The following is a 25,014-nucleotide window of genomic DNA, read 5'->3' as shown; positions in this document are numbered from 1 at the left end:
TGTCTTGTACGGCACTGGATCTGGTCAGTTGGGGACAGAGCAAAAACCGCTGCGCGGTTTGTTGGTCTGTCGCGCAAGGTCTCAGAAGAACATTTTCGGCAGCCACAGTACCAGGGACGGCATGTAGGTGATGATCGCCAGGCTCACCAGCAGCGGCACCAGCCACGGCAGGATCGCCATGGTGGTGCGCTCGAAGCTCAGTCCGGCGACCCGCGCGAGCACGAACAGCACCATCCCCATCGGCGGATGCAGCAGCCCGATCATGAGGTTCAGCACCATCACCAGGCCGAAGTGGATCGGATCGATGCCCAGGTGGGTCGCGATCGGCAGCAGGATCGGCACCAGGATCGTGATGGCAGCGGTGGGCTCCAGGAAGCAGCCGACGAACAGCATCAGCAGGTTGGCCAGCAGCAGGAAGACCCAGGCCTGGTCGGTGAAGCCCAGCACCCAGCTGGCGATCTCGGCCGTGACGCCGGTCGCGGTCAGCATCCAGCCGAAAATCGACGCCGCGGCGACGATGAACAGCACGGTCGAGGTGGTCTCGATGGTGTCGAGGCAGACCTTGACGAACATCTTCCAGGACAGCGTGCGGTACCAGGCGAAGCCGAGGATCATGGCCCACACGCAGGCGGCGATCGCGCCCTCGGTGGGCGTGAAGAGGCCGGTGGTCATGCCGCCGATCAGCAGCACCGGCGTCATGATCGGCAGCAGGGCCTCGAAGCGGAAGATCCGGTCGAGCACGAACAGCGCCGCCAGGCCGCCGAAGACCGTCAGCTGCGGCGGCGTGCCCAGCTGGCTGATCAACAGCCACATCAGCAGCGGCCAGCCGACCACCACGGCCAGCTCGCTCAAGGCCTTGAACAGCCGTGTGCGCGAGAACTTGACGTCGCCGCCCCACTTGTTCTTGTGAGCGTAGTAGGCCACCGTGAGCATCATCAGGATCGCCATCATGGCGCCCGGCAGGATGCCCGCGAGGAACAGCGCGCCCACCGAGACGTTGGCCATCATCCCGTAGATCACGAAGGGCAGGCTGGGCGGGATGATCGGCCCGAGCGTGGCCGAGGCGGCCGTGACGCCGACCGCGAACTCGGTCTCGTAGCCATGTTCCTGCATGGCCTTGATCTCGATCGTGCCGAGGCCGGCGGCGTCGGCGATCGCGGTGCCGCTCATGCCGGCGAAGATCACCGAGCCGAGCACGTTGACGTGGCCCAGCCCGCCCTTGAGCCAGCCGACCAGCGCCAGCGCGAAATTGTAGATGCGGGTCGTGATGCCGGCGTTGTTCATGAGGTTGCCGGCCAGGATGAAGAAGGGCACGGCGAGCAGCGGGAAGCTGTCGATGCCGCTCACCATCCGGTGGATCACGACGAAGGGCGGCAGGCCGCCCGACATCAGGATGTAGGCCAGCGAGGCGCCCGCCATCGCGATCGCCACCGGGATGCCGCCGGCCATGAAGACCAGGAAGAATATCTTGAGCATGTGGGACGGTCTCAGTGGTCTGACAAGGTGGATTCAGGCCGTTCGAGCACGCTGTAGCCGCGCCGCCAGTGGATGCGCGCCACCTGCAGCGAGCGCCAGGCCATCGCCGCGAAGCCGAACAGGCAGAGGCCGTAGACGATGTTCATCGGCAGGTCGACGATGGTCATGCGCGTGCGGCTGCCGATCTTGAACATCATCTGCACGGTCATGATCACCGCACCGGCGAAGAAGGCGATGCGCACCAGGTCGACCGCCTTGGACATCCACACGCCCATCGCCTTGGGCATGTGGCGGTAGAAGAAGTCGACCTGGATCTGGTTGTTCTTCGAGACCCCGATCGCCGCCCCGATGAAGACCACGCCGATCAGCATGTAGCGCGCCACCTCTTCGGTCCAGGCCGCGGAATCGTTCAGCACGTAGCGCGTGACGAACTGGTAGAAAACCGTGAGGCCGAGCAGCCAGAACAGCGCCAGCGCGATCCATCCCTCGGCGATGGTGTCCGAAAGGTCGACCACTTCGTCTTCCGCATGGAAGTGGCCCTCGTCGTCGATGATCTTCTGCTCGGTCATGGCGGCGCCTTACTTGATCGCCAGGATGCGGTCGTAGTCCTGCTGGCGGTATCCCTGGTCGGTCGGCTTGGTGTTCTTGAGCACGGCCTCGCGGAACGCGGCCTTGTCGACCACGATCACGTTGTTGCCCTTCTTCTTGAACTCATCGGTGAGACGGATCTCCGAAGCGATGATCTCGCGGCCGGTCTTCTCGGCCGCTTCCTGCATCACCTCCGTGAAGATCTTCTTCTCGTCCGGCGACAGCTTCTCCCAGGTCTGGCCCGAGACCACGGTGAGCAGCGAGTCGATGATGTGGCCGGTCAGCGAGATGTTCTTCTGCACTTCGAAGAATTTCTTGGCCTCGATGGTCGGCAGCGGGTTCTCCTGGGCATCGACCGTGCCGTTCTGCAGCGCCAGGTAGACCTCGGCGAAGGCGATCGGCGTCGCGTTGGCGCCCAGCGATTTCGGGAAGGCCAGGTAGGCCGGCGCGTCGGGCACGCGGATCTTCAGGCCCTTCATGTCCTCGGGCTTGGACACCGGCTTGGCGGCGGCCGAGGTGACGTGGCGCGCGCCGTAGTAGTTGAGCGCCGTGATGTGGTTGCCGCTCTTGTCGTCGTAGCCCTTGGCGAGCTCCTTGAAGACATCGCTCTGGGCGTACTTCAGCAGGTGCTCGGAATCGCGGAAGATGAACGGGAAGTAGGTCACGGCGAGCGGCTTGTAGGTGTTGCCCGCGAAGCTCGCGCCGGTCAGGATGATGTCGACCGTGCCCAGGGTCAGGCCCTGGTTGATGTCCGACTCCTTGCCCAGGCTGGAGGCCGGGAAGACCTGGATCTCGTACTTGCCGTTGGTGCGCTTCTTGATCTCGTCGGCGGCCCACAGCGAGTATTTGTGGAAGGGCTCCGAAGTCTCGTAGACATGGGCCCACTTGAGCTTGGTCTGGGCCTGCGCGAGGCCGAAGGCGCCGAGCGCGCCGGCCGCCAGGGCGCAGGCCGCGAAGGTCTTGAGGGCGAAGCGTTTGCTGGTCATCGATTTGTCTCCGTTGTGGTTGGGAAGAAAAGCGGACTGACTTGGCTGGGATCAGGAGGCCTTCGCGCGGCGCCAACTCGCGCTGAATCTCTGGTGGGACTTGTCCATGTGCGCGTGCATGGCGGCACGGGCGGCGTCGGGGTCGCGCGCGGCGATCGCGTCGCGGATGGCCTCGTGCTCGGCGATCGCGCTGCGCCACGACTTGACGGTCTCGAAGTAGCCGCCGAGCCGCGTGAAGATCGGGCCGTTGCGCGAATCCCAATAGCCCTGCACCGTCTCGGACAGCACCACGTTGCCGCAGGCCTCGACGATCGCCAGGTGGAAGGCCCGGTCGCCCTCGAGCGGCATCATGTTGCGGTCGGCCATCTCGCGCATGCTTTCGATGGCCCGGGTGAGGGTGTCGACGTCGCGCCGTCGGCCCAGCGCGGCCGCCAGGGCCGCGGTCTCGCCCTCGACCACGCGGCGGGCCCGGATCAGTTCGAGCGGGCCCCATTCGGCCGCCGCCACCGGCGCCGCAGTGCGGTGCGAACGGTCGAGCACGTAGACGCCCGAGCCGGTGCGGACCTCGACCCAGCCCTCGACCTCGAGCGCGATCAGCGCCTCGCGCACCGAAGGCCGGCTGACGCCGAGCTGCCTGGCCAGATCGCGCTCGGCGGGCAGCCGCGCGCCGACCGCGAACTCGCCCTCGGCGATCAGCGCGCGCAGCTGGTCGGCGATCTGCCGATAGAGGCGTTGGGGCTCGACGGTTTGCAGCGGCACGTGCAGGGCGCGGGGAGGGGGTTAAGGGTTGTCCTGAATTGGACAAGTGGTAAGGCCAATTCAGAATACGAGCCGCACCGGAGCCGGGCCATCGGGCGAAACCCTGAATGCGGCGCGGCCTTCGCGGCATCACCATCGCCATCAGCTTCGAGAGGACATCCCATGAGACTTCAGGGCAAGACCGCGCTCGTCACCGCGGCCGGACAGGGTATCGGCCATGCGAGCGTGCTCGCACTCGCGGCCGAGGGCGCGACGGTGTGGGCCACCGACGTCAACGAAAAGCTGTTGGCGCGCTTCGACGGCGTCGCCAACGTCAGGACCGCGAAGCTCGACGTGCTCGACAAGGCCGCCATCGGCGCACTCGTGCAGACCTTGCCGGCGCTCGACGTGCTCTTCAACTGCGCCGGCGTGGTCCACAACGGCAGCGTGCTCGACGCCGCCGACGCCGACCTCGAGTTCGCCTTCAACCTCAACGTGCGGGCCCAGTTCTGGACCATCCAGGCGGTGCTGCCGGGGATGCTCGCGGCCGGGCGCGGCAGCATCATCAACATGGCGAGCGTCTGCTCGAGCATGAAGGGCCTGCCGAACCGCTTCGTCTACGGCACCACCAAGGCGGCGGTGCTCGGCCTCACCAAGAGCGTCGCCGCCGACTACGTGACCAAGGGCATCCGCTGCAACGCGGTGTGCCCCGGCACGGTCGACACGCCCTCGCTCGGCGACCGCATCAACGCCAACGCCGACCCCGAAGAGGCACGCAAGGCCTTCATCGCGCGCCAGCCGATGGGCCGGCTCGCGCGGGCCGAGGAGATCGCGCCGGTGGTGGTGTTCCTGGCCAGCGACGAATCCGTCTTCGCGACCGGCCAGGCCTTCACGGTCGACGGCGGCATCATGATATGAACCAGCTCGACTTCAACGGCCGCCATGCGGTCGTCACCGGCGGCGCCACCGGCCTGGGCTTCGGCATCGCCAAGCGGCTGCTGGCCTCGGGCGGCAGCGTCACCGTGTGGGACCGCGACGGCGAGGCCGCGACCAAGGCCGCCTGGGCGCTCGGCGCCAAGGCCTATGCGCTGGCGGTCGACGTGACCCAGCAGCCTTCGGTGGCCAAGGCCGTGGCGGCCACGCTGGCGCAGGCCGGGCGCATCGATGCGCTGGTCAACAGCGCCGGCATCACCGGGCCCAACACGCGGCTGTGGGACTACCCGGTCGATGCCTGGCGCCAGGTCATGGAGGTCAACCTGACCGGCCTCTTCATCTGCTGCCGGGAGGTGGTCGGCCAGATGCGCTCGCAGGGCTACGGCCGGATCGTCAACATCGCCTCGGTCGCCGGCAAGGACGGCAACCCCAACGCCAGTGCCTACAGTGCGAGCAAGGCCGGCGTGATCGCGCTCACCAAGTCGCTCGGCAAGGAACTCGCCGATACTGGCATCCGCGTCAACTGCGTCACCCCGGCGGCGGTCAAGACCGCGATCTTCGACCAGATGACGCCCGACCACATCGCCTTCATGCTGTCGAAGATCCCGATGGGGCGATTCGGCACGGTGGAGGAGGTGGCCGCGATGGTGGCCTGGCTCTGCACCGAGGATTGCTCTTTTTCCACCGGCGCGACCTTCGATCTCTCGGGCGGTCGCTCCACCTACTGATCCCACAACAAAGGACCTTCATGAAACTCGTTCGCTATGGCAACCCGGGCAAGGAGAAGCCTGGCCTCATCGATGCCGAGGGCAAGCTGCGCGACCTGAGCGCGGTGGTCGGCGACATCGGCCCCGACCAGCTCGGCGACGCCGCGCTGGCCAAGCTGCGCAAGCTCAAGGTCGACAAGCTGCCGCTGGTCAAGGGCAAGCCTCGCTACGGCTGCCCGGTGGCCAAGGTCGGCAAGTTCATCGCGATCGGCCTCAACTACGCCGACCACGCGGCCGAGTCGGGCATGCCGATCCCCAAGGAGCCGGTGGTGTTCACCAAGGCCAACAGCTGCATCCAGGGGCCGAACGATCCGGTCATGCTGCCCAAGGGCTCGGTCAAGGGCGACTGGGAGGTCGAGCTCGGCGTGGTGATCGGCACCCGCGCGCGCTACGTCTCGCAGAAGAACGCGCTCGACTACGTGGCCGGCTTCTGCGTCGTCAACGACGTCAGCGAGCGCGAATGGCAGCTCGAGCGCGGCCTGACCTGGGACAAGGGCAAGGGCTTCGACACCTTCGGCCCGATCGGTCCCTGGCTGGTCACGCGCGACGAGATCGCCAACCCGCAGAAGCTCGCGATGTGGCTCGACCTCAACGGCGAGCGCATGCAGACCGGCAACACCAAGACGATGATCTTCAACGTCGCCAGGCTGGTGAGCTACGTGAGCCAGCTCAACACGCTGGAGCCCGGCGACATCATCACCACCGGCACGCCGCCGGGCGTCGGCATGGGCAAGAAGCCGCAGCCGGTGTTCCTCAAGAAGGGCGACGTGATGACCCTCGGCATCGAGGGGCTTGGCGAACAGCGCCAGGAAGTGGTGCCGTTCAAGCTCTGAAACGAAAACACCCCCCGAAGCGCCTGCGGCGCCTCCCCCCTCAAGGGGGGCGATACCAGCGGCCCGGCAAAGCCGGTTCCGCGGTATCCCTGGCGTTCGACTGCGCCTGATTCATGCGTCGCGGGTCACGCGATCGCGTGGCGATCACTGAGAAAGCGAGTCGGCTCAGTCCACCTTGATCCCGGCCGCCTTGACCACCTGCTGGGCCTTGGCGGTCTCGTCGGCCAGGAAGCGATCGAAGTCCGCCGAGGGCATCGTGAAGGGTTCGGCGCCGAGCTTGTCGAGCCGCTCCTTGAGGTCGGGCGCCGCCATGATCTTCGCCACCTCGGCCTGCAGCCGGTCGACCACCGGCCGCGGCGTCTTCGCCGGCGCGAACAGGCCGACCCAGAACAGGTACTCAGAACCCGGCACGCCGGCCTCGACCGTGGTGGGCACCTGCGGCATCACGGACGATCGCTTGCCGGTTCCGACCGCCAGCGCCTTCAGCCGCCCGTCCTTGATCAGCGGCAGCGCCGAGACCATCGGCGCGAAGAACCAGTCGACCCGCCCGCCCATCACCTCGGTCATGGCTTCGGGCGTGCCGCGGAACGGCACGTGCTGGGCCTGGAGGCCGGCCGCGAGCCGGAACACCTCGGCATTCATGTGGGTCGCCGAGCCGTTGCCCGCCGAGGCGTAGTTGAAGCCCGTCGGCTTGGCCTTGGCCTGCGCGACCAGGTCCTTCACGTCGGCGAAGCGCCCGGGCGGGGCGACCAGCACGTTGGGCAGGCTGGCCAGCGGCGTGACACCGGCGAAGTCCTTCAGCGTGTCGTAGCTGAGGCCCGGATAGATCGACGGGTTCACCAGATGCCCCGCCGAATGCACCAGCAGCGTGTAGCCGTCGGGCGCCGCCTTGGCGACCTGGGCAGCGCCCAGCGTGCCGCCCGCGCCCGGCTTGTTGTCGATGATGACGCTGGTCCCGAGTGCCGGCCCGAGCCGCTCGGCCACCAGCCGGGCCACGATGTCGGTGCCGCTGCCGGCGGTGAAGGGCACCACCATCCGGATCGTCTGGCCGCGCGGCCAGTCGCCCTGCGCCTGGACGGCCGGGAAGGCGCACAGGGCGATGGCGGCCGCCAGCAGCTGGCGCCGGCCGAGGAAGGATGTCGTCATGGGGTTGTCTCCGTTGGAATGGTGTGTGTAGCGAGGAACGACGAAAGGCGAAAGAAGGCTCAGCCGGGTGCGGCGTTGGCCATGACCAGCGCCACCAGCACCGGCCGTTGGCTGCGGTTCAGCAGTTGCCGCTTCTCGCCTGGCGCGAAGCGGCAGCTGTCGTAGGGGCCGAGCTCGTGCTCTTCCTGGCGGCCGTCGAGTTCGGACACCACGGTCAGGCGCCCCTCGAGCACCAGGTAGAGCTTTTCGATCGGCGAGCCATCGAGCGTGGTGTGGCCGCCCGGCAGGATCTGGCTCATGCCCATCCACATCTGGGTCGAGGGCCCGGCCTCCTTGCCCTGCAGCCGCAGGCAGCGCATGTCGAAATGGTTGGGCGCCTCGTAGGCCGGCGCCTGCTCGAATCGGGTCAGGTGCATGGCGGCGTCTCCTCAGGGCCGCAGCACGACGCGGTCGGTGCTGCCCGACAGCACCAGCCGGTAGGCATCCGCGGCCTGGTCGAGCGTGAAGGCACGGGCCACCGGAAAGGGCTTCAGCGTGCCGCGCTCGAAGCCCTCGCGCATCGCGTCGAGCTGGCCGGTGGCAGCCACGCAGTCCATCGCCAGCGAGTCGATGCCGACATAGGTGTGCATGCCGCGGTAGAAGGCGAAGATGTCGAAGGGCACCGCGCGGTCCTGGGTCGAGATCAGGATCTGCGTCGCGCCCTTGGCCATCGACTTGTTGGCGGCGTCGAAGTAGGCGCTGCCCACCGTGTTGTAGGCGATGTTGACGCCGCGTCCGCCGGTGAGCTCCCGCACCCGCGCCGCGATGTCGCCCTGCGTGGCATCGATCGTCTCGACCGCTGCGCAGGCGAAGCCTTCGAAAGGCCCCGGGCGCCGTTGCACCGCGATCACCCGCGCCCCGCCTTGGGCCGCCAGCTGCACCGCCGCCTGGCCGACTTTGCCATTGGCGCCCAGCACCAGCACCGTCTGCCCGTCCCTCGGCATGCCGCTGCGCCGGAAGCCCTCGTATGCCGTGACGAAGGGCACGCCGACCGCACCCGATTCGTCCATCGAGATGCTGAGCGGCCGGTCGCGCAGGGCGGCCACCGGCAGCACCAGGAAGCGCGCATGCGAGCCGTCGCGCGTGATGCCGATGTCTCCGCCGGAGCCATAGACTTCGCGGCCGATCCAGTCGTTGGGGCCGTCGACCACCACGCCCGCGAAATCGCGCCCCGGGGTGCGCGGCCAGACGGCCTGCGGCATCAGGCCGAGTGCCGCCTTGACGTCGCTCGGATTGACCGCCGCGGCGCCGACCCGCACCACCGCGAAGCCGGGCGTGGCCGCCGGTTCGGGCTGGGCGGCGGCCTGGAGCCGCAGTCCGGCGATGTCCGCGGCCTTCTCGGCCAGCCGCAAGGCGCGGGCGCTGTCGTCGACAGTGACGGCGTTCATGCGCGGCCTCCTTCCAGTCCCAGCGTGGCGCGCGCCTCGCGCGCCGAAGCCACCTCGCCGCCCAGGCTCACGATGATGTCCCTGGCCTTGGCCACCAGCTGCGCGTTGCTTTCGGCCAGCACGCCGCGCTCGAGGTAGATGTTGTCTTCCATGCCGACCCGCACGTGGCCGCCCATGAGCCACGCTTGCGCGACGATCGGGAACTCCATGCGGCCGATGCCGAAGGCGCTCCAGAAGGCGCCGCGCGGCAGCATGTTGCGGGCATAGAGCAGCGTCTCGGGTGTCGGCGCGAAGCCGTACTTCACGCCGAGGACGAAGGTCCACATGGCGGGGCCTTCGAGCGTGCCGTCGGCGATCAGGTCGAGCGCCAGGTTGATGTCGCCCGAGTCGAAGATCTCGAGCTCGGGCTTGACGCCTGCCTCCCGGATCACGCGGGCCATGCGGCGCACGTTCTTCGGCGTGTTCATGACGACGTCGGGGCCGGAGTTCATGGTGTTGAGGTCCAGCGAGCAGACGTCGGGCTTGATCAGCGCGATGTGCTCGACCCGCTTCTCGGGCGGCAGCAGCGTGCTGCCCGGCGCGGCGACCTTCGGGTCGTCCTCGCTCGGAATGAAGCGGCCGCCGGGGCCGGTGGTCAGGTTGATGATGAGCTCGCGGTTCTGGCGCCGGATGCGGTCGACCACGTCGCGGTAGAGGTCGACCTGCATCGACGGCTTGCCGCTCTCGGGGTCGCGCACGTGGATGTGGACCTGGCCGGCGCCGGCCTCGGCCGCGGCCAGGCATTCGTCGGCGATCTGCGCCGGCGTGATCGGCAGGTGCGGCGTCTGCTCGGGCTTCACGAGGTTGCCGGTGACGGCGCAGGTGATCAGCGTCTTCACAGGTGGCGCCCTCCATCGACCACGATGCGGGTGCCGGTCACGAAGCGCAGGGTGGTCGCCAGCGCTTCGATGGTGGCGGCCACGTCCTCCGGCCGGCCGATGCGGCCCAGCGGGGTGGTGGCGGCCATCTTGTCGGCGAACTCGGCGCCACGGCCCGGCACGAAGCCCGACTCGACCGCGCCCGGCGACACCGAGACCACGCGCACCGCCGGTGCCAGGGCCTTGGCCAGCGCGTCGCCGACGACGTCGAGCCCGGCCTTGGCCGCGACATAGGCCAGGTTGCTGCCGACCCCGGTGAAGCCGGCGATCGACGAGACGTTGACCACCAGGCCGTCGCCGCTGGCCTTGAGCATCGGCGCGAAGGCCCGGATGGTGGCGAACACGCCGCGGAAGTTGGCGCGCAGCAGGTCGTCGATCAGTTCGTCGGTCAAGGCATCGAGGTCGGCGGCGGGCACCGGCTGCGTGTGGCCGGCACTGTTGACCAGGATGTCGCAGCGTCCGTAGCTCGCCTGCACGGCAGCGGCGGCGCGCTGCAGGCTGGGCGTGTCGACGATGTCTGCGCGCAGCGCCGAATGGCGCTGCCCGTCGGCATGCGGCAAGGCGGCGGCGCGGGCGTCGGCGTCCTCGCCCTTGCGGTGCACCAGCACGCAGCTGGCGCCGAGCGCGGCGAGCCGGCGTGCGCTCGCATGGCCGATGGCGCCGAGGCCGCCGGTGATGACGGCGACCTTGCCGTCGAGTCGGGAGGTGGGATCAAAACTCATGGGGTGTCCAAGGGAAAGGTTGAAGGCGATCGATCGAGGTGTTCATGGAATCGGCGGGCGCGGGAACTTCATCTCGCCGGGCTCCAGCACGAAGTCGTACTGCAAGGTCGCGTGGCCGCCGCCCTGCTGGGGTTCGAAGCGGCCGATCAGCCGGCGCGTCACGCCGAACACCGGGTCGCTCTCGAGGTTCTCGTCGTCGTCCGCGAAGACCTGCGTGACGAGCACCTTGTGGCCCGGCTTGCTGACCATGAAATGCAGGTGCGCCGGCCGGTTGGGATGCCGAAGCTGGGCCCGCAGCAGGTCGCCGCAGGGGCCGTCGGTCGGCACCGGATAGCCGGCCGGCCGGACGCTGCGGAAATGGAAGCGGCCCTCGGCATCGGTCCTGAAGCGGCCGCGCAGGTTCATGTCCTGCTGCGCCGGGTCCTGGTTCTCGTAGAGGCCGACCGGCGAGGCCTGCCAGACATCGAGGGTGGCGTCCGCCACCGGACGGCCCGCGCTGTCGCGCACGGTGCCGGCGACCTCGAGCGGAACGCCGGGCGTCTCCGAGCGCGCAATGCTCTCGCCGCCGTCGCAGAACGGCGCGTTGGCGCGCCAGAACGGCCCCAGCAGCGCGGCCGGCGACTCGCCCTGCGGGTCCTGGTTGTTCTGCAAGGCCACCAGGGTGGACACGCCCAGCAGGTCGGCCGCCAGCACGACCTCGTTCTTGGTCTCGCCGCTGGCCTGGCCGATCGCGACCAGGAATTCGAGCGCGCGCTCGAACTCGTCCTCGGTCAGCTCGACCTCGCGCACGAAGGCATGCAGGTGACGGGTGAGGGCGGCCATCACGCTGCGCAGGCGCGGGTCGGGCGTGCGCTCCATCGCCTGGAGGGTGATCTGCAGCACGGATTCGGGGGTGGTCACGATGTTCATGGGGTGGGCGGCCTTTTATGCAAACGTTTGCAAATTATTCCTCCATTCTTCGAAAAAGTAAAATCAGCATATCCATGCGCTCATCGTGGAAAATCGCCGGGTTGTCCCGATTCGGGCATTCAATCGTTTGCATCCATGAACCCCCAACCCTCGTCCACCGTCACGATCCGCGATGTCGCGCTGGCCGCCGGCGTGCATGTCTCGACGGTCTCGCGCGCGCTCAATCCGGACAAGCGCAGCCTGATCAGCGCCGAGGTGCTGAAGGTGGTCGAGGAGGCCGCGCGCAAGCTCGGTTACCGGCCCAACCGCGCGGCGTCGGCGCTGCGGACCGGCCGCACCCACACCATCGGGGTGCTGGTGCCCGACATCACCAACCCAGTGTTCCCGCCGATCCTGCAGGGCATCGAGGCCAGCGCGGCGGCGCGCGGCTACTTCGTCTTCGTGACCAACGTGGTCGACCATGCCCTGGCGCGCCCGATCGTCGAGCGGATGCTGGCGCAGCGGGTCGACGGGCTGGTGCTGGCGATCGCCACCCGAGACGACCCGCTGGTCGACTACATCGGCAAGGCCGGCCTGCAGGCGGTGCTGGTCAACCGGGCCGACGAGACCGGGCGCCTGCCCGCCGTGGTGAGCGACGACCGGCTGGCGATGAAGCTGGCGGTCGACCACCTGGTGTCGCTGGGCCATCGCCGCATCGCCCACCTGGCCGGCCCGCAGAACGTGCCGACCGGCGTCGGCCGGCGCCAGGGCGTCGAGCAGGCGCTGCGCGACCGCGGGCTCGAGCTGGCCAGCGTCGAGGAATGCGAAGGCTACAGCCGCGAGGCCGGCCGCGCCGCCATGCAGCGGCTGCTCGATGGCCACGAACGGCCGCAGGCCGTGGTGTGCTGCAACGACCTGGTCGCGCTCGGCGCCTACGACGTGCTGCGCGAGCGCGGCATCCGCGTGCCGCAGGACATCTCGATCACTGGTCACAACGACATGCCGCTGGTCGACATGGTCAACCCGCCGCTCACCACCATCCGGCTGCCGCACCGCGAACTCGGTTGGCGCGCCGCCGAGATGCTGTTCGACGGCATCGAGGGCCGGGCGCCGTTGGCCTTCACGGTGGTGCTGCGGCCGGAGCTGGTGGTGCGCGAGTCGACGCGGGACGTTGTTGGCGAGTCTTGAGGACGGGTCTTCAGGGGTGCGTGCCGAGGGCACCGGGTGGCCCCCTCCGCTCATGTCCCCCGGCCTGCGGCCTCCTCCTTTACTTCGCTGCGGGGGCCACCCGGTGCCCTCGGCACGGGTAGCGCCGTGCGGTGCTGCCGAGGATGAACCACCGGCTTGACGGCTCACGCCGATGGTGTGCTCTGCGCAGCGAAATAAAGGAGGAGGCCGAAGGCCGGGGGACATTCGCGGAGCAGAGCACACCGTCGGCGTGAGCCCCGCCCCGGCGTATCAATGCAATTGACAGCAAATGTCCCATTGACAGAACAATAGAAGTGCTCAACCATCGCGGGCATGTCGCAGATGCCCTTGCCGAAGTACCACCAGATCTATCTGGTGCTGCGCGAGCAACTCGAAGAAGGGCGCTTCGCCGACGGCCTGCCCGGTGAACTGGCCCTGATGGAGCAGTTCGGCGTCGCCCGTGTCACGGTGCGGCGGGCCCTTGGCCAGTTGTCGTCCGAGGGTCTGATCTCGCGCAACCCCGGCCGGCGCACGCGCCCGGTGCCGCCGGCACTGAACGGCGAGCCGCGTGCGGCCGACGGCATGGCGCGCGCCAACCTGCGCGGCCTGCTCGAGAACCTGGTCACGATGGGCCTGCACACCTCGGTCAAGGTGATCGACGTGGCCACCATCTCGGCTTCGACGCAGATCGCCGACGCCCTGCAGCTCCAGCTCGGCGACGCGGTGCAGAAGGCGGTGCGCGTGCGTTCGACGCGCGAGGGGCCGCTGTCGCACATCACGACCTACGTGCCGAACGACATCGCGCGCAAGTTCGGCCGCCGCGAACTGGCCAGGAAACCGATCCTGGTGCTGCTCGAGGAGTCCGGCGTCAAGGTCGGCCGCGCGCACCAGACCATCACGGCGCGGCTGGCCGACAACGTGCTTGCGGAGCACCTCGAAGTCTCGGTCGGCTCGGCCCTGCTGGCCGTGCGCCGCCTCATCTACGACGAAGCCGAGCGCCCGGTGCAGTGGCTGCACGGCTTCTACCGGCCCGATCGCTACACCTACGAGATGCAACTGTCGCGCGTCGGCAGCATCGACGCCAAGGTGTGGGTCAGCAAAGACGTGTCAGCCCAGTTCAACTGAAGAAAAAGGAAAGCACCATGCCCCATCGCTTCGATCGCCCGGACCGCCGCCGCTTCATGTCGCAGTCCGCCGCCGTGGCCTCCGCCATCGCCTTCCCGCTGGTGGCCGGCGCCCAGCCCAAGCCGATCAAGGTCGGGGTGCTGCACCCCGTGACCGGCGCTCTCGCCTATTCGGGCCAGCAGTGCCGGCTCGGTGCGCTGATGGCGATCGAGGACATCAACAAGGCCGGCGGCATCAAGTCGCTGGGCGGCGCCAAGATCGAGGCATTGCTTGGCGACGCCCAATCGCAGCCCCAGGCCGGCGCCGCCGAGGTCGAGAAGATGAACGAGGCCGGCGTCTCGGCCATCGTCGGCGCCTTCGCGTCGGCGATCTGCCTGGCCACCACGCAGGCCGCGGCCAAGTACAACCTGCCGCACGTGGTCGATGTCGGCGTGGCCGACCAGATCGTCGAGCGCGGCCTCAAGAACACCTTCCGCTTCGGCCCCGGCTACAAGAAGTCGACCGAGGTCGCGATGGCCAACCTGCTGGTGCTCAACAAGGCCGCGGGCAGTCCGGCCAAGACGGTGATGATCATCCACGAGGACTCGCTGTTCGGCTCCGGCACGGCGGCGCTGCTGTCGCGCGAGCTGCCGGGCTACGGCTTCGAGGTGAAGGAGGTCGTGAAGCACGCCAACCCGACGCGCGACTTCAACAACATCGTGCTGCGCATGAAGTCGATCAACCCCGACATCGTGATCCCGGCCAACTACTACAACGAGTACGCGCTGCTGGTGCGCACCATGCAGCAGCAGAAAGTGCAGCCGAAGGCGATCTTCTCGGTGCTCGGCGGCGCGGCGTCGAGCTACAAGTTCGTCAAGGAGTTTCCGGACGCGGCCAACGGCATCATCGACTGCAACCACTGGTTCAACCCGAAGGACAAGCGCTCGGCCGAGCTGCGCAAGCGGGTCGAGGCCCAGGGCCAGTTCTTCAGCTACGAGGTCTTCATGACCTATACCGCGATGACGCTGCTGGCCGACGCGCTGGAGCGCGCCAAGTCGAGCGATCGCGCGGCCATCATCGACGCGCTGGAGAAGAGCACCTTCTCGAACCACATCATGCCGTACGGCCCGACGAAGTTCGTCAACGGCCAGAACGAGGGCGCGCAGCCGCTGATGACGCAGGTCGTGAAGAACGACATCAAGGTCATCATCCCGCGCGAGTTCCGCGAGGTCGAACCCATGTTCCCCTTGAACGCCTAGAGATGGAGCTCGCCCCCAGGTTGCCCGGCACTTCGTGTCCGGGCGCCCACCCCCTACCGGGGGCAACACCGTCGGCCCGGCAAAGCCGGTTCCGAGGTGTTTCACCAACGGGCCGGGCTGCGCCGGCCGGCTTTTAGACAAGGCACATGTTCGACTCCAGCATCCTTTTCTCGTCGGTCCTGAACGGCCTGACGACCGGCGCGGTCTATGCCCTGATCGCGCTCGGCCTCACCTTGATCTACGGCGTGCTGCACATCATCAACTTCGCGCATGGCGCCTCGCTGATGCTGGCCCTCTACGCGGTGTACTTCCTCAAGGAGCGCTGGGGCATCGACCCCTACCTGGCGCTGCCGATCGTCATTCCCGGCATGTTCGCGCTCGGCTACGGGCTGCAGCGCCTGGTCATCAACCGCGCCGGCCACGGCAAGGACGAGAACATCCTGCTGGTCACGCTCGGCATCGCGATCGTGATGGAGAACCTGGCGCTGCTGTTCTTCAAGTCGGACACCCGCAACATCGACACCGCCTACGCGCTCAGCACGGTCGCCATCGGGCCGGCGATGATCGCGGTGCCCAAGCTGGTGGCCTTCGCTGGGGCGCTGGTGGTGTCGGCACTGCTGTTCTGGGTCATGGGGCGCACCGACCTGGGCCGCGCGATCCGCGCGGTCGCCAAGGAGAAGGAGGGCGCCAAGCTGATGGGCATCGATGTCGACCATGTCTATGCGATGAGCTTCGGCATCGGCCTTGCATGCCTCGGCGCCGCCGCCTGCTTCCTGCTGCCGGCCTACTACGTCAATCCGCAAGTGGGCGGCGGCTTCGTGCTGGTGGCCTTCACGATCGTGGTGCTGGGCGGCATGGGCAGCTTCGTCGGCGCGCTGATCGGCGGCTTCCTGGTCGGCATCGTCGAATCGCTCGGCGGCCTCTACCTGGGCGAATCGCTTGGGCAGATCGGCATCTTCGCGATCTTCATCGGGGTCGTGCTGTTTCGCCCGCAGGGCATGTTCGGAGCGAAGGCATGAGCGCCGCCCGGCCGCCCGAAGGCGCTCGCACCGCAGTGCGCAGCACGGAGGTTTCCCAATGAGCGGTCCTCGTCAACTGGCGGGCATCGCGCTGTTCGCCGCGGCCGTGGCCTGCGTGCCGCTGGTCACAGCGTCGGGCGCGACGCTCAACTTCGTGATGATGGCGCTCTACGCCACCTTGATCGCGCAGGCCTGGAACATCCTCGGCGGCTTCGGCGGCCAGTTCTCCTTCGGCCATGCGCTGTTCTTCGGCAGCGGCGCCTACATCCAGGCGATCGCGCAGCTGCAGGGCGGCCTCAACGCCTGGGTCGCGCTCGGGCTGGCGGTGATCGGTGCCGCGGTGGTCGGCCTGTTCATCGGCGGCTTGAGCTTTCGCTACGGGCTCAAGGGCTCCTACTTCGCGCTGGTCACCCTGGCCTTCGCGGAGGTGTTTCGCATCGTCGCGCTCTCGGTGCCTTTCACCGGCGGCGGCGTCGGCCTGATGCTGCCCCTGCGAGAGGCGCCGTCGAACCTGCAGTTCGCCACCCGCGCCGGCTACCTGTGGGTGGTGCTGGCCTTCGTGGTCGCGGCGCTGCTGGTGACCTGGTGGCTGCGCAACGGGCGCTTCGGTGCCTGGCTGCAGGCGGTGCGCGACAACGAGGACGCGGCGCGCGCGGTGGGCGTGAATCCGTTCCGCGTCAAGCTCGGCGCGATCGGCATCTCGGCCGCCTTCATGGGCGCCGCCGGCGCCTTCTACGTGCAGGTGTTCCAGTACATCGACCCGGGCATCGCCTATGGCTCGTCGACCTCGGTCGAGGCGCTGGTCGGGGCCATCGTCGGCGGCGTCGGCACCCTGTGGGGGCCGGTGCTGGGTGCGGTGGTGCTGCATCTGCTGGCCGACCTGACGCGCAACCTGTTCGGCGAGCTGCCGGGCATCAACATGGTGATCTACGGCACGGTGCTGGTGCTGATCGTGATCTTCCTGCCGCGCGGCATCGCCGGTCTGGGGCTCTCGGTGCGGCAGCTCTGGGCGTCCGCGAAGGGGGGTCCCCGTGGCTGAACCGCTGCTGGTGCTGAATGGCATCTCCCGTTCCTTCGGTGGCCTGAAGGCGGTGCAGGGCGTCAGCCTGTCCGTCGCCGAAGGCAGCCTGAGCGCGCTGATCGGGCCCAACGGCGCCGGCAAGACCACGCTGTTCGCGCTGATGTCGGGCTTCCTCAAGCCGGACACCGGCACGGTGCGCTTCGCGGGCCAGGACATCACGGGCCGCGAGCCTCACCGCAATGCCCTGCTCGGCATGACGCGGACCTTCCAGATCGTCAAGCCTTTCGCGGCGCAGACCGTGCGCGAGAACATCGCGGTCGGCGTCCACCTGCATGAGCGCAGCCGTGCGGCGGCATTGCGGCGCGCGGACGAGGTGGCGCAGCGCGTGGGCCTGGCGGCACAGCTCGACAAGCCGGCCTCCGACCTCACGGTCGCCGGCCGCAAGCGGCTCGAGCTGGCGCGTGCGCTGGCGACCGAGCCGCGCCTGCTGCTGCTCGACGAAGTGCTGGCCGGCCTGAACCCGCAGGAGATCGCCGAGATGATGCCGGTGGTGCGCGGCATCGCCGATGGTGGCGTGACCGTGCTGATGATCGAACACGTGATGCAGGCCGTGATGAACCTGGCCGAGCATGTGTGGGTGCTGGCGCAGGGCCAGCTGATCGCCGAAGGCAGTCCGGCCGAGGTGACGTCGAACGACAAGGTGGTCGAGGCCTACCTGGGCCATGGCACCGCGGCGCGGCTGCGCAAGGCGGCTGCGGCGAAGGGGGTGAACGCATGACCGCGCTGCTGGACATCAAGGGCTTGCGCGGCGGTTACGGCCGGGTCGAGGTGCTGCGCGGCGTCGACCTGCAGGTGAATGCCGGCGAGATGGTCGCGCTGCTCGGCAGCAATGGCGCCGGCAAGTCGACCTTGAACAAGATGGTCTGCGGCCTGTGCCCGGCCTGGAGCGGCAGCGTGCGCTTCGATGGCCAGGACCTGAGCGGCGCCCACTACCGCGAGGTCGTCAAGGCCGGCCTGATCCAGGTGCCCGAGGGCCGCAAGGTGTTCCCGAACCTCAGCGTGCTGGAGAACCTCGAGCTGGGCTCGTTCACGCGGGCCCGCGAACGCCGGGCCAGCAACCTGGAGAAGGTGTTCGGCATCTTCCCGCGGCTGCGCGAGCGCATCCGGCAGAACGCCGGCACCATGAGCGGCGGCGAGCAGCAGATGCTGGCCATCGGCCGCGGCCTGATGGCCGAGCCGGTGCTGCTGATCCTCGACGAGCCCTCGCTGGGCCTGTCGCCGCTGCTGGTGGAAGAGATGTTCACCTTGATCCGGCGCCTGCGCGACGACGGCCTCGCGGTGCTGCTGGTCGAACAGAACGTCGGCCAGTCGCTGGAGATCGCCGACCGCGCCTACGTGCTGGAGAACGGCAGCGTGCGCTTCTCGGGCGCGCCGGACGAACTGCTCGGCAGCGACGAACTGCGCCGCGCCTATCTCGGGCTCTGAGCCTGGGACCCCACAAGGAAAGACCATGAAACGCAGAGACATCCTCATCGCCTCCGTGACGGCGCTGGCCGGCACCGCCCGGGCCCAGATCGGCAACACGCCGATCCGCCTGCTGGTCGGCGCGCCGGCCGGCGGTTCGACCGACACCATCGCCCGCACCCTGGCGGCCGGCATGGGCCCGGTGCTGGGCCGCACCGTGATCGTCGAGAACCGGCCCGGCGCCGGCGGCAACATCGCCGCCGAGGTCGTCGCCAAGGCCCCGCCCGACGGCAACACGCTGCTGCTGAGCTTCACCAGCCATGCGATCAATGCGACGCTCTATCCCACGCTGCCCTTCGATCCGGTCAAGGACTTCACGGCCCTGAGCTGCATCGCGACGTCGCCGTCGATCCTGGTCGCCCATCCGTCGGTGCCGGCCGACAACGTGCGCGAGCTGATCGCGCTGGCCAAGGCCAAGCCGGGCCAGCTCAACTTCGCCATCGGCGCGCTGGGCTCGTCGCTGCACATGGCGGGCGAGGCCTTCAAGATGCAGTCGGGCGTCTACATCGTGAACATTCCGTACCGGGGCACCGCGCCGGCCGTGCAGGACGTGCTCGCGGGCCAGGTGCAGCTGATGTTCGCGGCGGTCGGCAACGTGCAGCAGCACATCAAGGCCGGCAAGCTGAAGGCATTGGGCGTGACTTCGGCCAAGCGCCTGCCCGAGTTTCCCGACCTTCCGGCCATCGCCGAGACCTTGCCCGGCTACGAATCGAGCGCCTGGTTCGGCCTGTTCGGGCCGGCGCGCATTCCGGCTGAAACCACGCGCCGCCTGGCGGATGCCGCGCGGCAGGCGATCGCCGAGCCGGCGATGCGCAAGCGCTTCGACAGCGAGGGCGTGATCGCGGTCGGCAATACGCCCGAGCAGTTCGGCCCCTTCGTCCAGAGCGAGATCAAGCGCTGGGCCCAGGTGGTCAAGTATTCAGGCGCGAGGCCCGAATGACCGCGCCGGCCGTCACCCTCCAGCCGGCGCCGCAGACGCTGGCGCAGAAGCTCATCGCCCGTGCCTGCGGCCGCGCGGCGGTCGCGGTCGGCGAGATCGTGACCTGCGCGGTCGACCTGGCGATGTTCCACGACTCCTCGGGGCCGCGCCGGCTGCAGCCGATGCTGGAGGAACTCGGGGCGCAGATCTGGGACCGCTCGCGCATCGTGCTGGTGATGGACCACTACGTGCCCGAGCGCGACGACGATTCGCGCCGCATCGTGCGCATCGCCCGCGACTGGGCCCGCGACCAGCGGCTGCCGCATGTCTACGACAGCCAGGGCATCTGCCACGTGGTGGTGCCGCAGCACGGCCACATCCGTCCCGGCATGCTGTGCGTGGGCGGCGATTCGCATTCGCCCACCGGCGGCGCCTTCGGTGCCTACATGTTCGGCATCGGCAGCACCGAGATGCTCGGCGTGGTGGTCAGCGGCGAGATCTGGCTGCGCGTGCCCGAGACGATCCAGATGTGGTGGGACGGCCGGCTGCCCGCGGGCGTCACGGCCAAGGACATGATGCTGCACATGCTGGCGCGCTTCGGCATGAACGGCGGGCGCTACCAGGCGGTCGAGTTCTGCGGGCCGGCGGTTGCGGCACTGTCGATGCAGGAGCGCATGACGCTGTCGAACATGAGCGCCGAACTCGGTGGTCAGGTGGGACTGATCGCGCCCGATGCGACCACCTCGGCCTTCCTTGCCGAAGCCGGCGCGCCGGCGATCGACACGGCGCCTTGGTTCACCGACGAAGGCGCCGAGCTGACGCGCCATCGCTTCGACGCATCGGCGCTCGAACCCTATGTGGCGGCGCCGCACAGCCCGGCCAACGCGCACGGCGTGAGCCACTACCTCGGCACGCCGATCGACGTCGCCTATGTCGGCGCCTGCACCGGCGCAAAGCTCGAGGACCTGCGGGCCGCGGCCCAGGTGCTGCGTGGCCACAAGGTGGCGGCCGGCGTGCGCCTGATCGTCGCGCCGGCCAGCCTGCAGGACCAACAGCGGGCGCGCGACGAGGGCGTGCTGCAGTCCCTGCTCGACGCCGGCGCCGAGCTCTTTCCCACCGCCTGCGGCGCCTGCTCGGGCTACGGCGACCCGATGGGCGACGACATCACCGTGATCTCGACCACGGCGCGCAACTTCAAGGGCCGCATGGGTTCGCCCACGGCGCAGGTCTACCTGGGCTCGCCGTACACCGTGGCTGCGGCGGCGCTGCGCGGCTGCGTCACCGACCCGCGCGAGGTGCTGGCATGACGGCGCACCGCGTCTGGCGCCTCGGCGCCGATGTCGACACCGACGCATTGGCGCCGGGCCATGCGATGAAGCACGGCATCGACGTCATCGCCCGCCATTGCCTCGAAGCCGTGCGGCCCGAGTTCGCCCGCGAGGTGCGGTCCGGCGACCTGATCGTGGCCGGGCCGAATTTCGGCATCGGCTCGTCGCGCGAGCAGGCGGCCGCGGTGCTGGTGCACCTGGGCGTGGCGGCGGTGATCGCGCCTTCGTACGGCGGGCTCTATTTCCGCAATGCCTTCAACCTCGGCCTGCTGCTGCTGACCTGCCCCGAGGCCGAGACGCTGCAGGACGGCGACCGCGTCACTCTCGACGCCGCGCGCCCCTCGGTGGTGGCGCCCGGTGGCCGGCTTCTGGCCTGCGAGCCGGTGCCCGGATTCCTGATGGACATGGTCCGCGCAGGCGGCCTCATGAAGCAGCTGCGGCAACGCTTCGGCAAAGAAAGATCCCAACCATGAACGACTCCCCCCCGACCCCGATGGACCCGGTCACGCTCGCGGTGCTGCGCGGCCGCCTCGAACAGGTGGCCGACGAGATGGATGCGACGCTCTACCGCAGCGCCTTCAATCCCATCATTGCCGAGGCCCACGATGCCTGCCACGGCCTCTACGACGCCGACAGCGGCGACACGCTGGTGCAGGGCAAGTCGGGCCTGCCGGTGTTCGTCGGCGCGATGGCCTTCGCGGTGCGCGCCACAGCCGCCGCCGCCGCGCCGCGCGGCGGCATGAAGGATGGCGACATCTGGATCAGCAACGACCCCTACGACGGCGGCACGCACGCCAACGACTTCAAGCTGGTGCGGCCCTTCTTCCGCGACGGCCGGCTCTATTGCTACATGGCCTCGGCCGCCCACTGGCACGATGTCGGCGGCGCGGTGCCCGGCAACTACAACCCGGCCGCCACCGAGTGCTGGCAGGAGGCGGTCCAGATCCCGCCGGTGCGCATCGTGCGCGACGGCGTGCTCGACCAAGATGTGCTGGCGATCCTGCGCGCCAACACGCGGCTGCCCGAAAGTCTCTGGGGCGACCTCAACGGCCAGCTCGCCGCGCTCGAACTCGGCGCCAGGCGACTGCACGGCCTGCTCGACGAGTACGGCGACGCGCCCGTGCTGCAGGCCATGGGCGAGCTGCGCAGCCGCGCGCTGCGCCTGATGCGCTCGCACATCGCCTCGCTGCCCGACGGCCGCTACAGCTTCGAGGACGTGCTCGACAACGACGGCATCGTCAACGAGCCGCTCACCATCGCGCTCGACATGACGGTGGCCGGCGACCGGCTGCTGCTCGACTTCTCGCGCACCTCGCCGCAGTGCGCGGGGCCGGTGAACATCTCGCGCGCGACAGCGATCGCGGCCTGCTACGTGGCGCTGAAGCACCTGTTCCCGGACGTGCCGGCGAATGCCGGCGTGCTCGATGCGGTGGACTTCGTCCTGCCAGACCGCCTCGTGATCAGCGCCGAACGGCCGCGGCCGGTCGGCGGCTACACCGAGACCATCCTGCGCATGATCGACGTGATCTTCAGCGCCGCCGCCCAGGCCGATCCGACGCGCGCGGTGGCGCAGGCCTACGGCACCATCAACGCGCTGTCGATCGCGGGCCACCGCAGTGACGCCGGGCGCGAGGGCCAGCGCTGGGTGATGTTCAGCTTCTTCGGCGGCGGGCATGGTGGCCATGCCGGCGGCGATGGGCTCTCGCACGGCAACGCGCCGATCTCCACCGCCACCATCCCGCCGCTCGAAATCCTCGAGGCAGCCTACCCGGTGCGCTTCACCGAATGGTCGCTGCGCGCCGATTCGGGCGGCGATGGCCGCCATCGCGGCGGGCTCGGCGCGGTCTACGAGATCGAACTGCTGGAGCAGGAAGCCGAAGCCTTCGTCTTCGGCGAGCGCGGCACCTCGCCGCCCAAGGGCATCGCGGGCGGCGGTGCCGGCGCAGTGAACGTCTTCCGCTACGAGAACGACGGCGCCTGGCACGAGCCGCCGATGGTGTCGAAGATGCGTGGCATCCAGCTCTTTCGCGGCCAGCGCGTGCGCCTCGAAACCCCCGGCGGCGGCGGCTGGGGCAGCGCCGCCGAGCGTGCGCCCGAGCAGCGCGAGCGCGACCTGGCCATGGGCTATGTCAGCGCCGCCGCCGATGCAACCAAGAAAGCTTCCGAATGACTTCCCCAAGCCAATCCCTGGTCGTCGGCGTCGATGTCGGCGGCACCTTCACCGACCTGTTCGTGCTCGACGAGTCGAACGGCACGGCGCGCATCGTCAAGGTGCCGTCGACCCGCGGCGAGGAAGCCCGCGGATTCATGAACGGCGTGGCCCGCGTGGCCGACTCGGCCGCCGCCATCGCCACCATCGTGCACGGCACCACGGTCGGCACCAACGCGCTGCTCGAACGCAAGGTGGCGCGCACCGGCATCATCACCACGCGGGGCTTTCGCGACGTGCTCGAGATGCGCCGGCGCGACCGGCCCCAGACCTGGGGCCTGCGCGGCAGCTTCGTGCCGGTGGTGCCGCGCGACCTGCGGCGCGAGGTCGACGAGCGCGTGCTGGCCGACGGCACGCTCCATACGCCGGTCGACCTCGACCAGGTCCGCGCCGAAGCCCGCGCGCTGCTGCAGGCCGGCTGCGAGGCGGTGTGCGTGTTCTTCATCAATACCTACGCCAATCCTGAGAACGAGCGGCTGGCGGTCGCGGCGGTGCGCGAACTGTGGCCCAACGCCCATGTCACCTCGGCCTGCGAAGTGCTGCCCGAGATCCGCGAATTCGAGCGCTGCTCGACCGCCACGCTGAATGCGGCGCTGCAGCCGGTGGTCGGCAGCTATCTGGAACGGCTCGAATCCGACCTGCGCGGCCAGGGCTTCGACGGCGAACTGCTGGTGGTGCAGAGCAACGGCGGCGTGATGTCGCGCCAGACCGCCAGCGACCTGCCCGTGCGCACCGCGCTGTCGGGCCCGGCGGCCGGCGTGATCGCCTGCGCGGCGATCGCCCGGGCGGCCGGCTTCCCGAATGCGATCACTGGCGACATGGGCGGCACCTCCTTCGACGTTTCGCTGGTCGCCAACGGCGAGGCCGCGCTGGCGGCGCAGACCGCGATCGAGTTCGGCATGGTGATCCGCTCGCCGATGATCCAGATCGAGACCATCGGCGCCGGCGGCGGCTCGATCGCCTCGGTCGACGCCAGCGGCATGCTGCAGGTCGGTCCCGAATCGGCCGGCAGCATCCCGGGCCCGGCCTGCTACGGCCGCGGCAACATGCGCCCGACCGTGACCGATGCCAACGTGCTGCTCGGCCGCATCGCCGCCGACCGGCCGCTGGGCGGCGGACTGCTGGCGGCGCTCGATGCGGGCAAGTCCTTCGAGGCGATCGAGACGCATGTCGCGAAGCCGCTCGGTCTCGACGTCCACCAGGCGGCGGAAGCGATCCTCACCGTCGCCAACGCGCGCATGGCCGGCGCGATCCGGCTGGTGTCGATCGAGCGCGGCCACGACCCGCGCCGCTTCGCCTACATGCCCTTCGGCGGCGGCGGGGCGCTGCACGTGTGCGCGATGATGCGAGAGGTCGGCGTCGCCATCGGCATCGTGCCGCGCTACCCCGGCGTGACCTCGGCGCTCGGTTGCGTGATCGCCGACATGCGGCACGACGCGGTGCAGACCCTCAACCGCCCGCTCGACGAACTCGACGTCGCGCAACTCGCGCGGCGCATCGCCGAGCTGGCGGCGTCCTGCCAGCAACGGCTCGATTCCTCGGGCGTGCGCTTCGACGAAGTGCGCGAGGTGATCGCGCTCGACATGCTCTATGCCGGCCAGACCCACACGCTGCCGGTGGTGCTCACGGCCGCCACCGCACAGGCGTTGACCCGTGAAGGCATTCGCACGGCCTTCGAGGCCAGCTACAGCGCCGCCTTCGGCCGGGTGCTCGACGGCATCGGCATCCGCGTGATGAACCTGCGCTATGCGCGCATCGGCGTGCGGCCCAAGTTCGACCTCGCCGTGCTGGCGCCCGAAGGCGAGGGCAGCGTCGCCCCGCTGGGCACGCAGCGCGTGTTCCACGCCGGGCAGTGGCACGAGGCGCTGCGCTTCGCGCGGCTGGCGCTGCCGGTCGGCGCGCGTGTCGACGGCCCGGCGATCCTCGAGCAGGCCGACACCACCGTCTGGCTCGAGCCCGGCTTCCATGCCGAGGTCGATGCGCATGGCAATTTGCTGGTGAGGCTGTCATGAACGCAGCGCC

At 69.1% G+C, this 25,014-nt stretch carries 25 protein-coding genes; 15 read left to right on the top strand and 10 right to left on the bottom strand.

The window, feature by feature from the left end:
* Nucleotides 1-81: 81 nt before the first annotated feature.
* From QTI17_RS15195 to QTI17_RS15180, 4 genes are read right to left on the bottom strand one after another with little or no spacing between them, the layout of a single operon-like run.
* Complete coding sequence (locus tag QTI17_RS15195) at nt 82-1,476, bottom strand: TRAP transporter large permease (protein WP_286534102.1); 1,395 nt, start codon at nt 1,474-1,476, stop codon at nt 82-84.
* Between the two features lie 11 nt (nt 1,477-1,487).
* Nucleotides 1,488-2,045, bottom strand: coding sequence for a TRAP transporter small permease (locus tag QTI17_RS15190; protein WP_286534101.1), 558 nt, complete (start codon nt 2,043-2,045; stop codon nt 1,488-1,490).
* A 9-nt stretch (nt 2,046-2,054) separates the two neighbouring features.
* Nucleotides 2,055-3,050: a sialic acid TRAP transporter substrate-binding protein SiaP gene (locus QTI17_RS15185; protein ID WP_286534100.1), complete on the bottom strand. Its 996-nt coding sequence runs from the start codon at nt 3,048-3,050 to the stop codon at nt 2,055-2,057.
* A gap of 51 nt (nt 3,051-3,101) precedes the next feature.
* Complete coding sequence (locus QTI17_RS15180) at nt 3,102-3,809, bottom strand: FadR/GntR family transcriptional regulator (RefSeq protein ID WP_286534099.1); 708 nt, start codon at nt 3,807-3,809, stop codon at nt 3,102-3,104.
* 162 nt (nt 3,810-3,971) lie between these two features.
* Here QTI17_RS15180 and QTI17_RS15175 point away from each other — a divergent pair, with 162 nt between their 5' ends.
* The 3 genes from QTI17_RS15175 to QTI17_RS15165 are packed head-to-tail and all read left to right on the top strand — an operon-like array spanning nt 3,972 to nt 6,321.
* Nucleotides 3,972-4,706 carry an SDR family oxidoreductase gene (locus QTI17_RS15175; RefSeq protein ID WP_286534098.1) on the top strand — a complete coding sequence of 245 codons (735 nt, stop codon included), beginning with the start codon at nt 3,972-3,974 and terminating at the stop codon, nt 4,704-4,706.
* Entirely contained in the window at nt 4,703-5,449 is a 747-nt protein-coding gene (locus QTI17_RS15170) for an SDR family NAD(P)-dependent oxidoreductase (RefSeq protein WP_286522184.1), read from the top strand. The genes QTI17_RS15175 and QTI17_RS15170 overlap by 4 nt, the downstream gene beginning before the upstream one ends.
* Nucleotides 5,450-5,469: 20 nt before the next feature.
* Nucleotides 5,470-6,321 (top strand): fumarylacetoacetate hydrolase family protein, encoded by an 852-nt coding sequence (locus QTI17_RS15165; RefSeq protein ID WP_286534096.1) that lies wholly within the window; start codon nt 5,470-5,472, stop codon nt 6,319-6,321.
* Nucleotides 6,322-6,486: 165 nt separating this feature from the next.
* Here the strand turns inward: QTI17_RS15165 and QTI17_RS15160 are convergent, their stop codons facing one another.
* The 6 genes from QTI17_RS15160 to QTI17_RS15135 are packed head-to-tail and all read right to left on the bottom strand — an operon-like array spanning nt 6,487 to nt 11,442.
* On the bottom strand, nt 6,487-7,467 hold the full coding sequence (locus QTI17_RS15160) for a tripartite tricarboxylate transporter substrate binding protein (protein WP_286534095.1): 981 nt from the start codon (nt 7,465-7,467) through the stop codon (nt 6,487-6,489).
* A 59-nt stretch (nt 7,468-7,526) separates the two neighbouring features.
* Entirely contained in the window at nt 7,527-7,883 is a 357-nt protein-coding gene (locus QTI17_RS15155) for a cupin domain-containing protein (protein WP_286534094.1), read from the bottom strand.
* A 12-nt stretch (nt 7,884-7,895) separates the two neighbouring features.
* A complete protein-coding gene (locus QTI17_RS15150; protein WP_286534093.1) occupies nt 7,896-8,894 on the bottom strand; it encodes a quinone oxidoreductase family protein in 999 nt (332 codons plus the stop codon).
* Nucleotides 8,891-9,772 (bottom strand): beta-keto acid cleavage family enzyme, encoded by an 882-nt coding sequence (locus QTI17_RS15145; RefSeq protein WP_286534092.1) that lies wholly within the window; start codon nt 9,770-9,772, stop codon nt 8,891-8,893. The genes QTI17_RS15150 and QTI17_RS15145 overlap by 4 nt, the downstream gene beginning before the upstream one ends.
* Complete coding sequence (locus QTI17_RS15140) at nt 9,769-10,533, bottom strand: SDR family NAD(P)-dependent oxidoreductase (RefSeq protein WP_286534091.1); 765 nt, start codon at nt 10,531-10,533, stop codon at nt 9,769-9,771. The genes QTI17_RS15145 and QTI17_RS15140 overlap by 4 nt, the downstream gene beginning before the upstream one ends.
* A gap of 42 nt (nt 10,534-10,575) precedes the next feature.
* Entirely contained in the window at nt 10,576-11,442 is an 867-nt protein-coding gene (locus QTI17_RS15135) for a dioxygenase family protein (protein ID WP_286534090.1), read from the bottom strand.
* A gap of 135 nt (nt 11,443-11,577) precedes the next feature.
* Here QTI17_RS15135 and QTI17_RS15130 point away from each other — a divergent pair, with 135 nt between their 5' ends.
* The 12 genes from QTI17_RS15130 (at nt 11,578) to QTI17_RS15075 (ending at nt 25,004) form a co-directional block, all read left to right on the top strand.
* The gene (locus QTI17_RS15130; protein WP_286534089.1) at nt 11,578-12,609 is read left to right on the top strand and encodes a LacI family DNA-binding transcriptional regulator; all 1,032 of its coding nucleotides are present in this window, start codon (nt 11,578-11,580) and stop codon (nt 12,607-12,609) included.
* A gap of 342 nt (nt 12,610-12,951) precedes the next feature.
* Entirely contained in the window at nt 12,952-13,734 is a 783-nt protein-coding gene (locus tag QTI17_RS15125; protein WP_286534408.1) for a GntR family transcriptional regulator, read from the top strand.
* A 17-nt stretch (nt 13,735-13,751) separates the two neighbouring features.
* Nucleotides 13,752-14,972 carry an ABC transporter substrate-binding protein gene (locus QTI17_RS15120; protein WP_286534088.1) on the top strand — a complete coding sequence of 407 codons (1,221 nt, stop codon included), beginning with the start codon at nt 13,752-13,754 and terminating at the stop codon, nt 14,970-14,972.
* Between the two features lie 146 nt (nt 14,973-15,118).
* Nucleotides 15,119-15,991, top strand: a complete 873-nt coding sequence (locus QTI17_RS15115) for a branched-chain amino acid ABC transporter permease (RefSeq protein WP_286534086.1) — start codon at nt 15,119-15,121, stop codon at nt 15,989-15,991.
* 58 nt (nt 15,992-16,049) lie between these two features.
* Nucleotides 16,050-17,030 (top strand): branched-chain amino acid ABC transporter permease, encoded by a 981-nt coding sequence (locus QTI17_RS15110; RefSeq protein ID WP_286534084.1) that lies wholly within the window; start codon nt 16,050-16,052, stop codon nt 17,028-17,030.
* Nucleotides 17,023-17,790, top strand: coding sequence for an ABC transporter ATP-binding protein (locus QTI17_RS15105; RefSeq protein WP_286534081.1), 768 nt, complete (start codon nt 17,023-17,025; stop codon nt 17,788-17,790). The genes QTI17_RS15110 and QTI17_RS15105 overlap by 8 nt, the downstream gene beginning before the upstream one ends.
* Nucleotides 17,787-18,497: an ABC transporter ATP-binding protein gene (locus QTI17_RS15100; RefSeq protein WP_286534079.1), complete on the top strand. Its 711-nt coding sequence runs from the start codon at nt 17,787-17,789 to the stop codon at nt 18,495-18,497. Before QTI17_RS15105 ends, QTI17_RS15100 begins: the two co-directional genes overlap by 4 nt.
* A 25-nt stretch (nt 18,498-18,522) precedes the next feature.
* On the top strand, nt 18,523-19,476 hold the full coding sequence (locus tag QTI17_RS15095) for a tripartite tricarboxylate transporter substrate binding protein (RefSeq protein ID WP_286534078.1): 954 nt from the start codon (nt 18,523-18,525) through the stop codon (nt 19,474-19,476).
* Nucleotides 19,473-20,762, top strand: coding sequence for a 3-isopropylmalate dehydratase large subunit (locus QTI17_RS15090; RefSeq protein ID WP_286534077.1), 1,290 nt, complete (start codon nt 19,473-19,475; stop codon nt 20,760-20,762). The genes QTI17_RS15095 and QTI17_RS15090 overlap by 4 nt, the downstream gene beginning before the upstream one ends.
* Nucleotides 20,759-21,256, top strand: a complete 498-nt coding sequence (locus tag QTI17_RS15085) for a LeuD/DmdB family oxidoreductase small subunit (RefSeq protein ID WP_286534076.1) — start codon at nt 20,759-20,761, stop codon at nt 21,254-21,256. The genes QTI17_RS15090 and QTI17_RS15085 overlap by 4 nt, the downstream gene beginning before the upstream one ends.
* Nucleotides 21,253-22,953: a hydantoinase B/oxoprolinase family protein gene (locus QTI17_RS15080; RefSeq protein ID WP_286534075.1), complete on the top strand. Its 1,701-nt coding sequence runs from the start codon at nt 21,253-21,255 to the stop codon at nt 22,951-22,953. The genes QTI17_RS15085 and QTI17_RS15080 overlap by 4 nt, the downstream gene beginning before the upstream one ends.
* Nucleotides 22,950-25,004 (top strand): hydantoinase/oxoprolinase family protein, encoded by a 2,055-nt coding sequence (locus QTI17_RS15075; RefSeq protein WP_286534074.1) that lies wholly within the window; start codon nt 22,950-22,952, stop codon nt 25,002-25,004. Before QTI17_RS15080 ends, QTI17_RS15075 begins: the two co-directional genes overlap by 4 nt.
* The last annotated feature ends 10 nt before the right edge of the window (nt 25,005-25,014 follow it).

Origin of the sequence: Variovorax sp. J31P179, assembly GCF_030316985.1 — a bacterium.
Lineage (GTDB): Bacteria > Pseudomonadota > Gammaproteobacteria > Burkholderiales > Burkholderiaceae_C > Variovorax > Variovorax ginsengisoli_B.
Note: the sequence above shows the minus strand (reverse complement) of the source record. Positions and strands in the feature narration are given on the sequence as shown.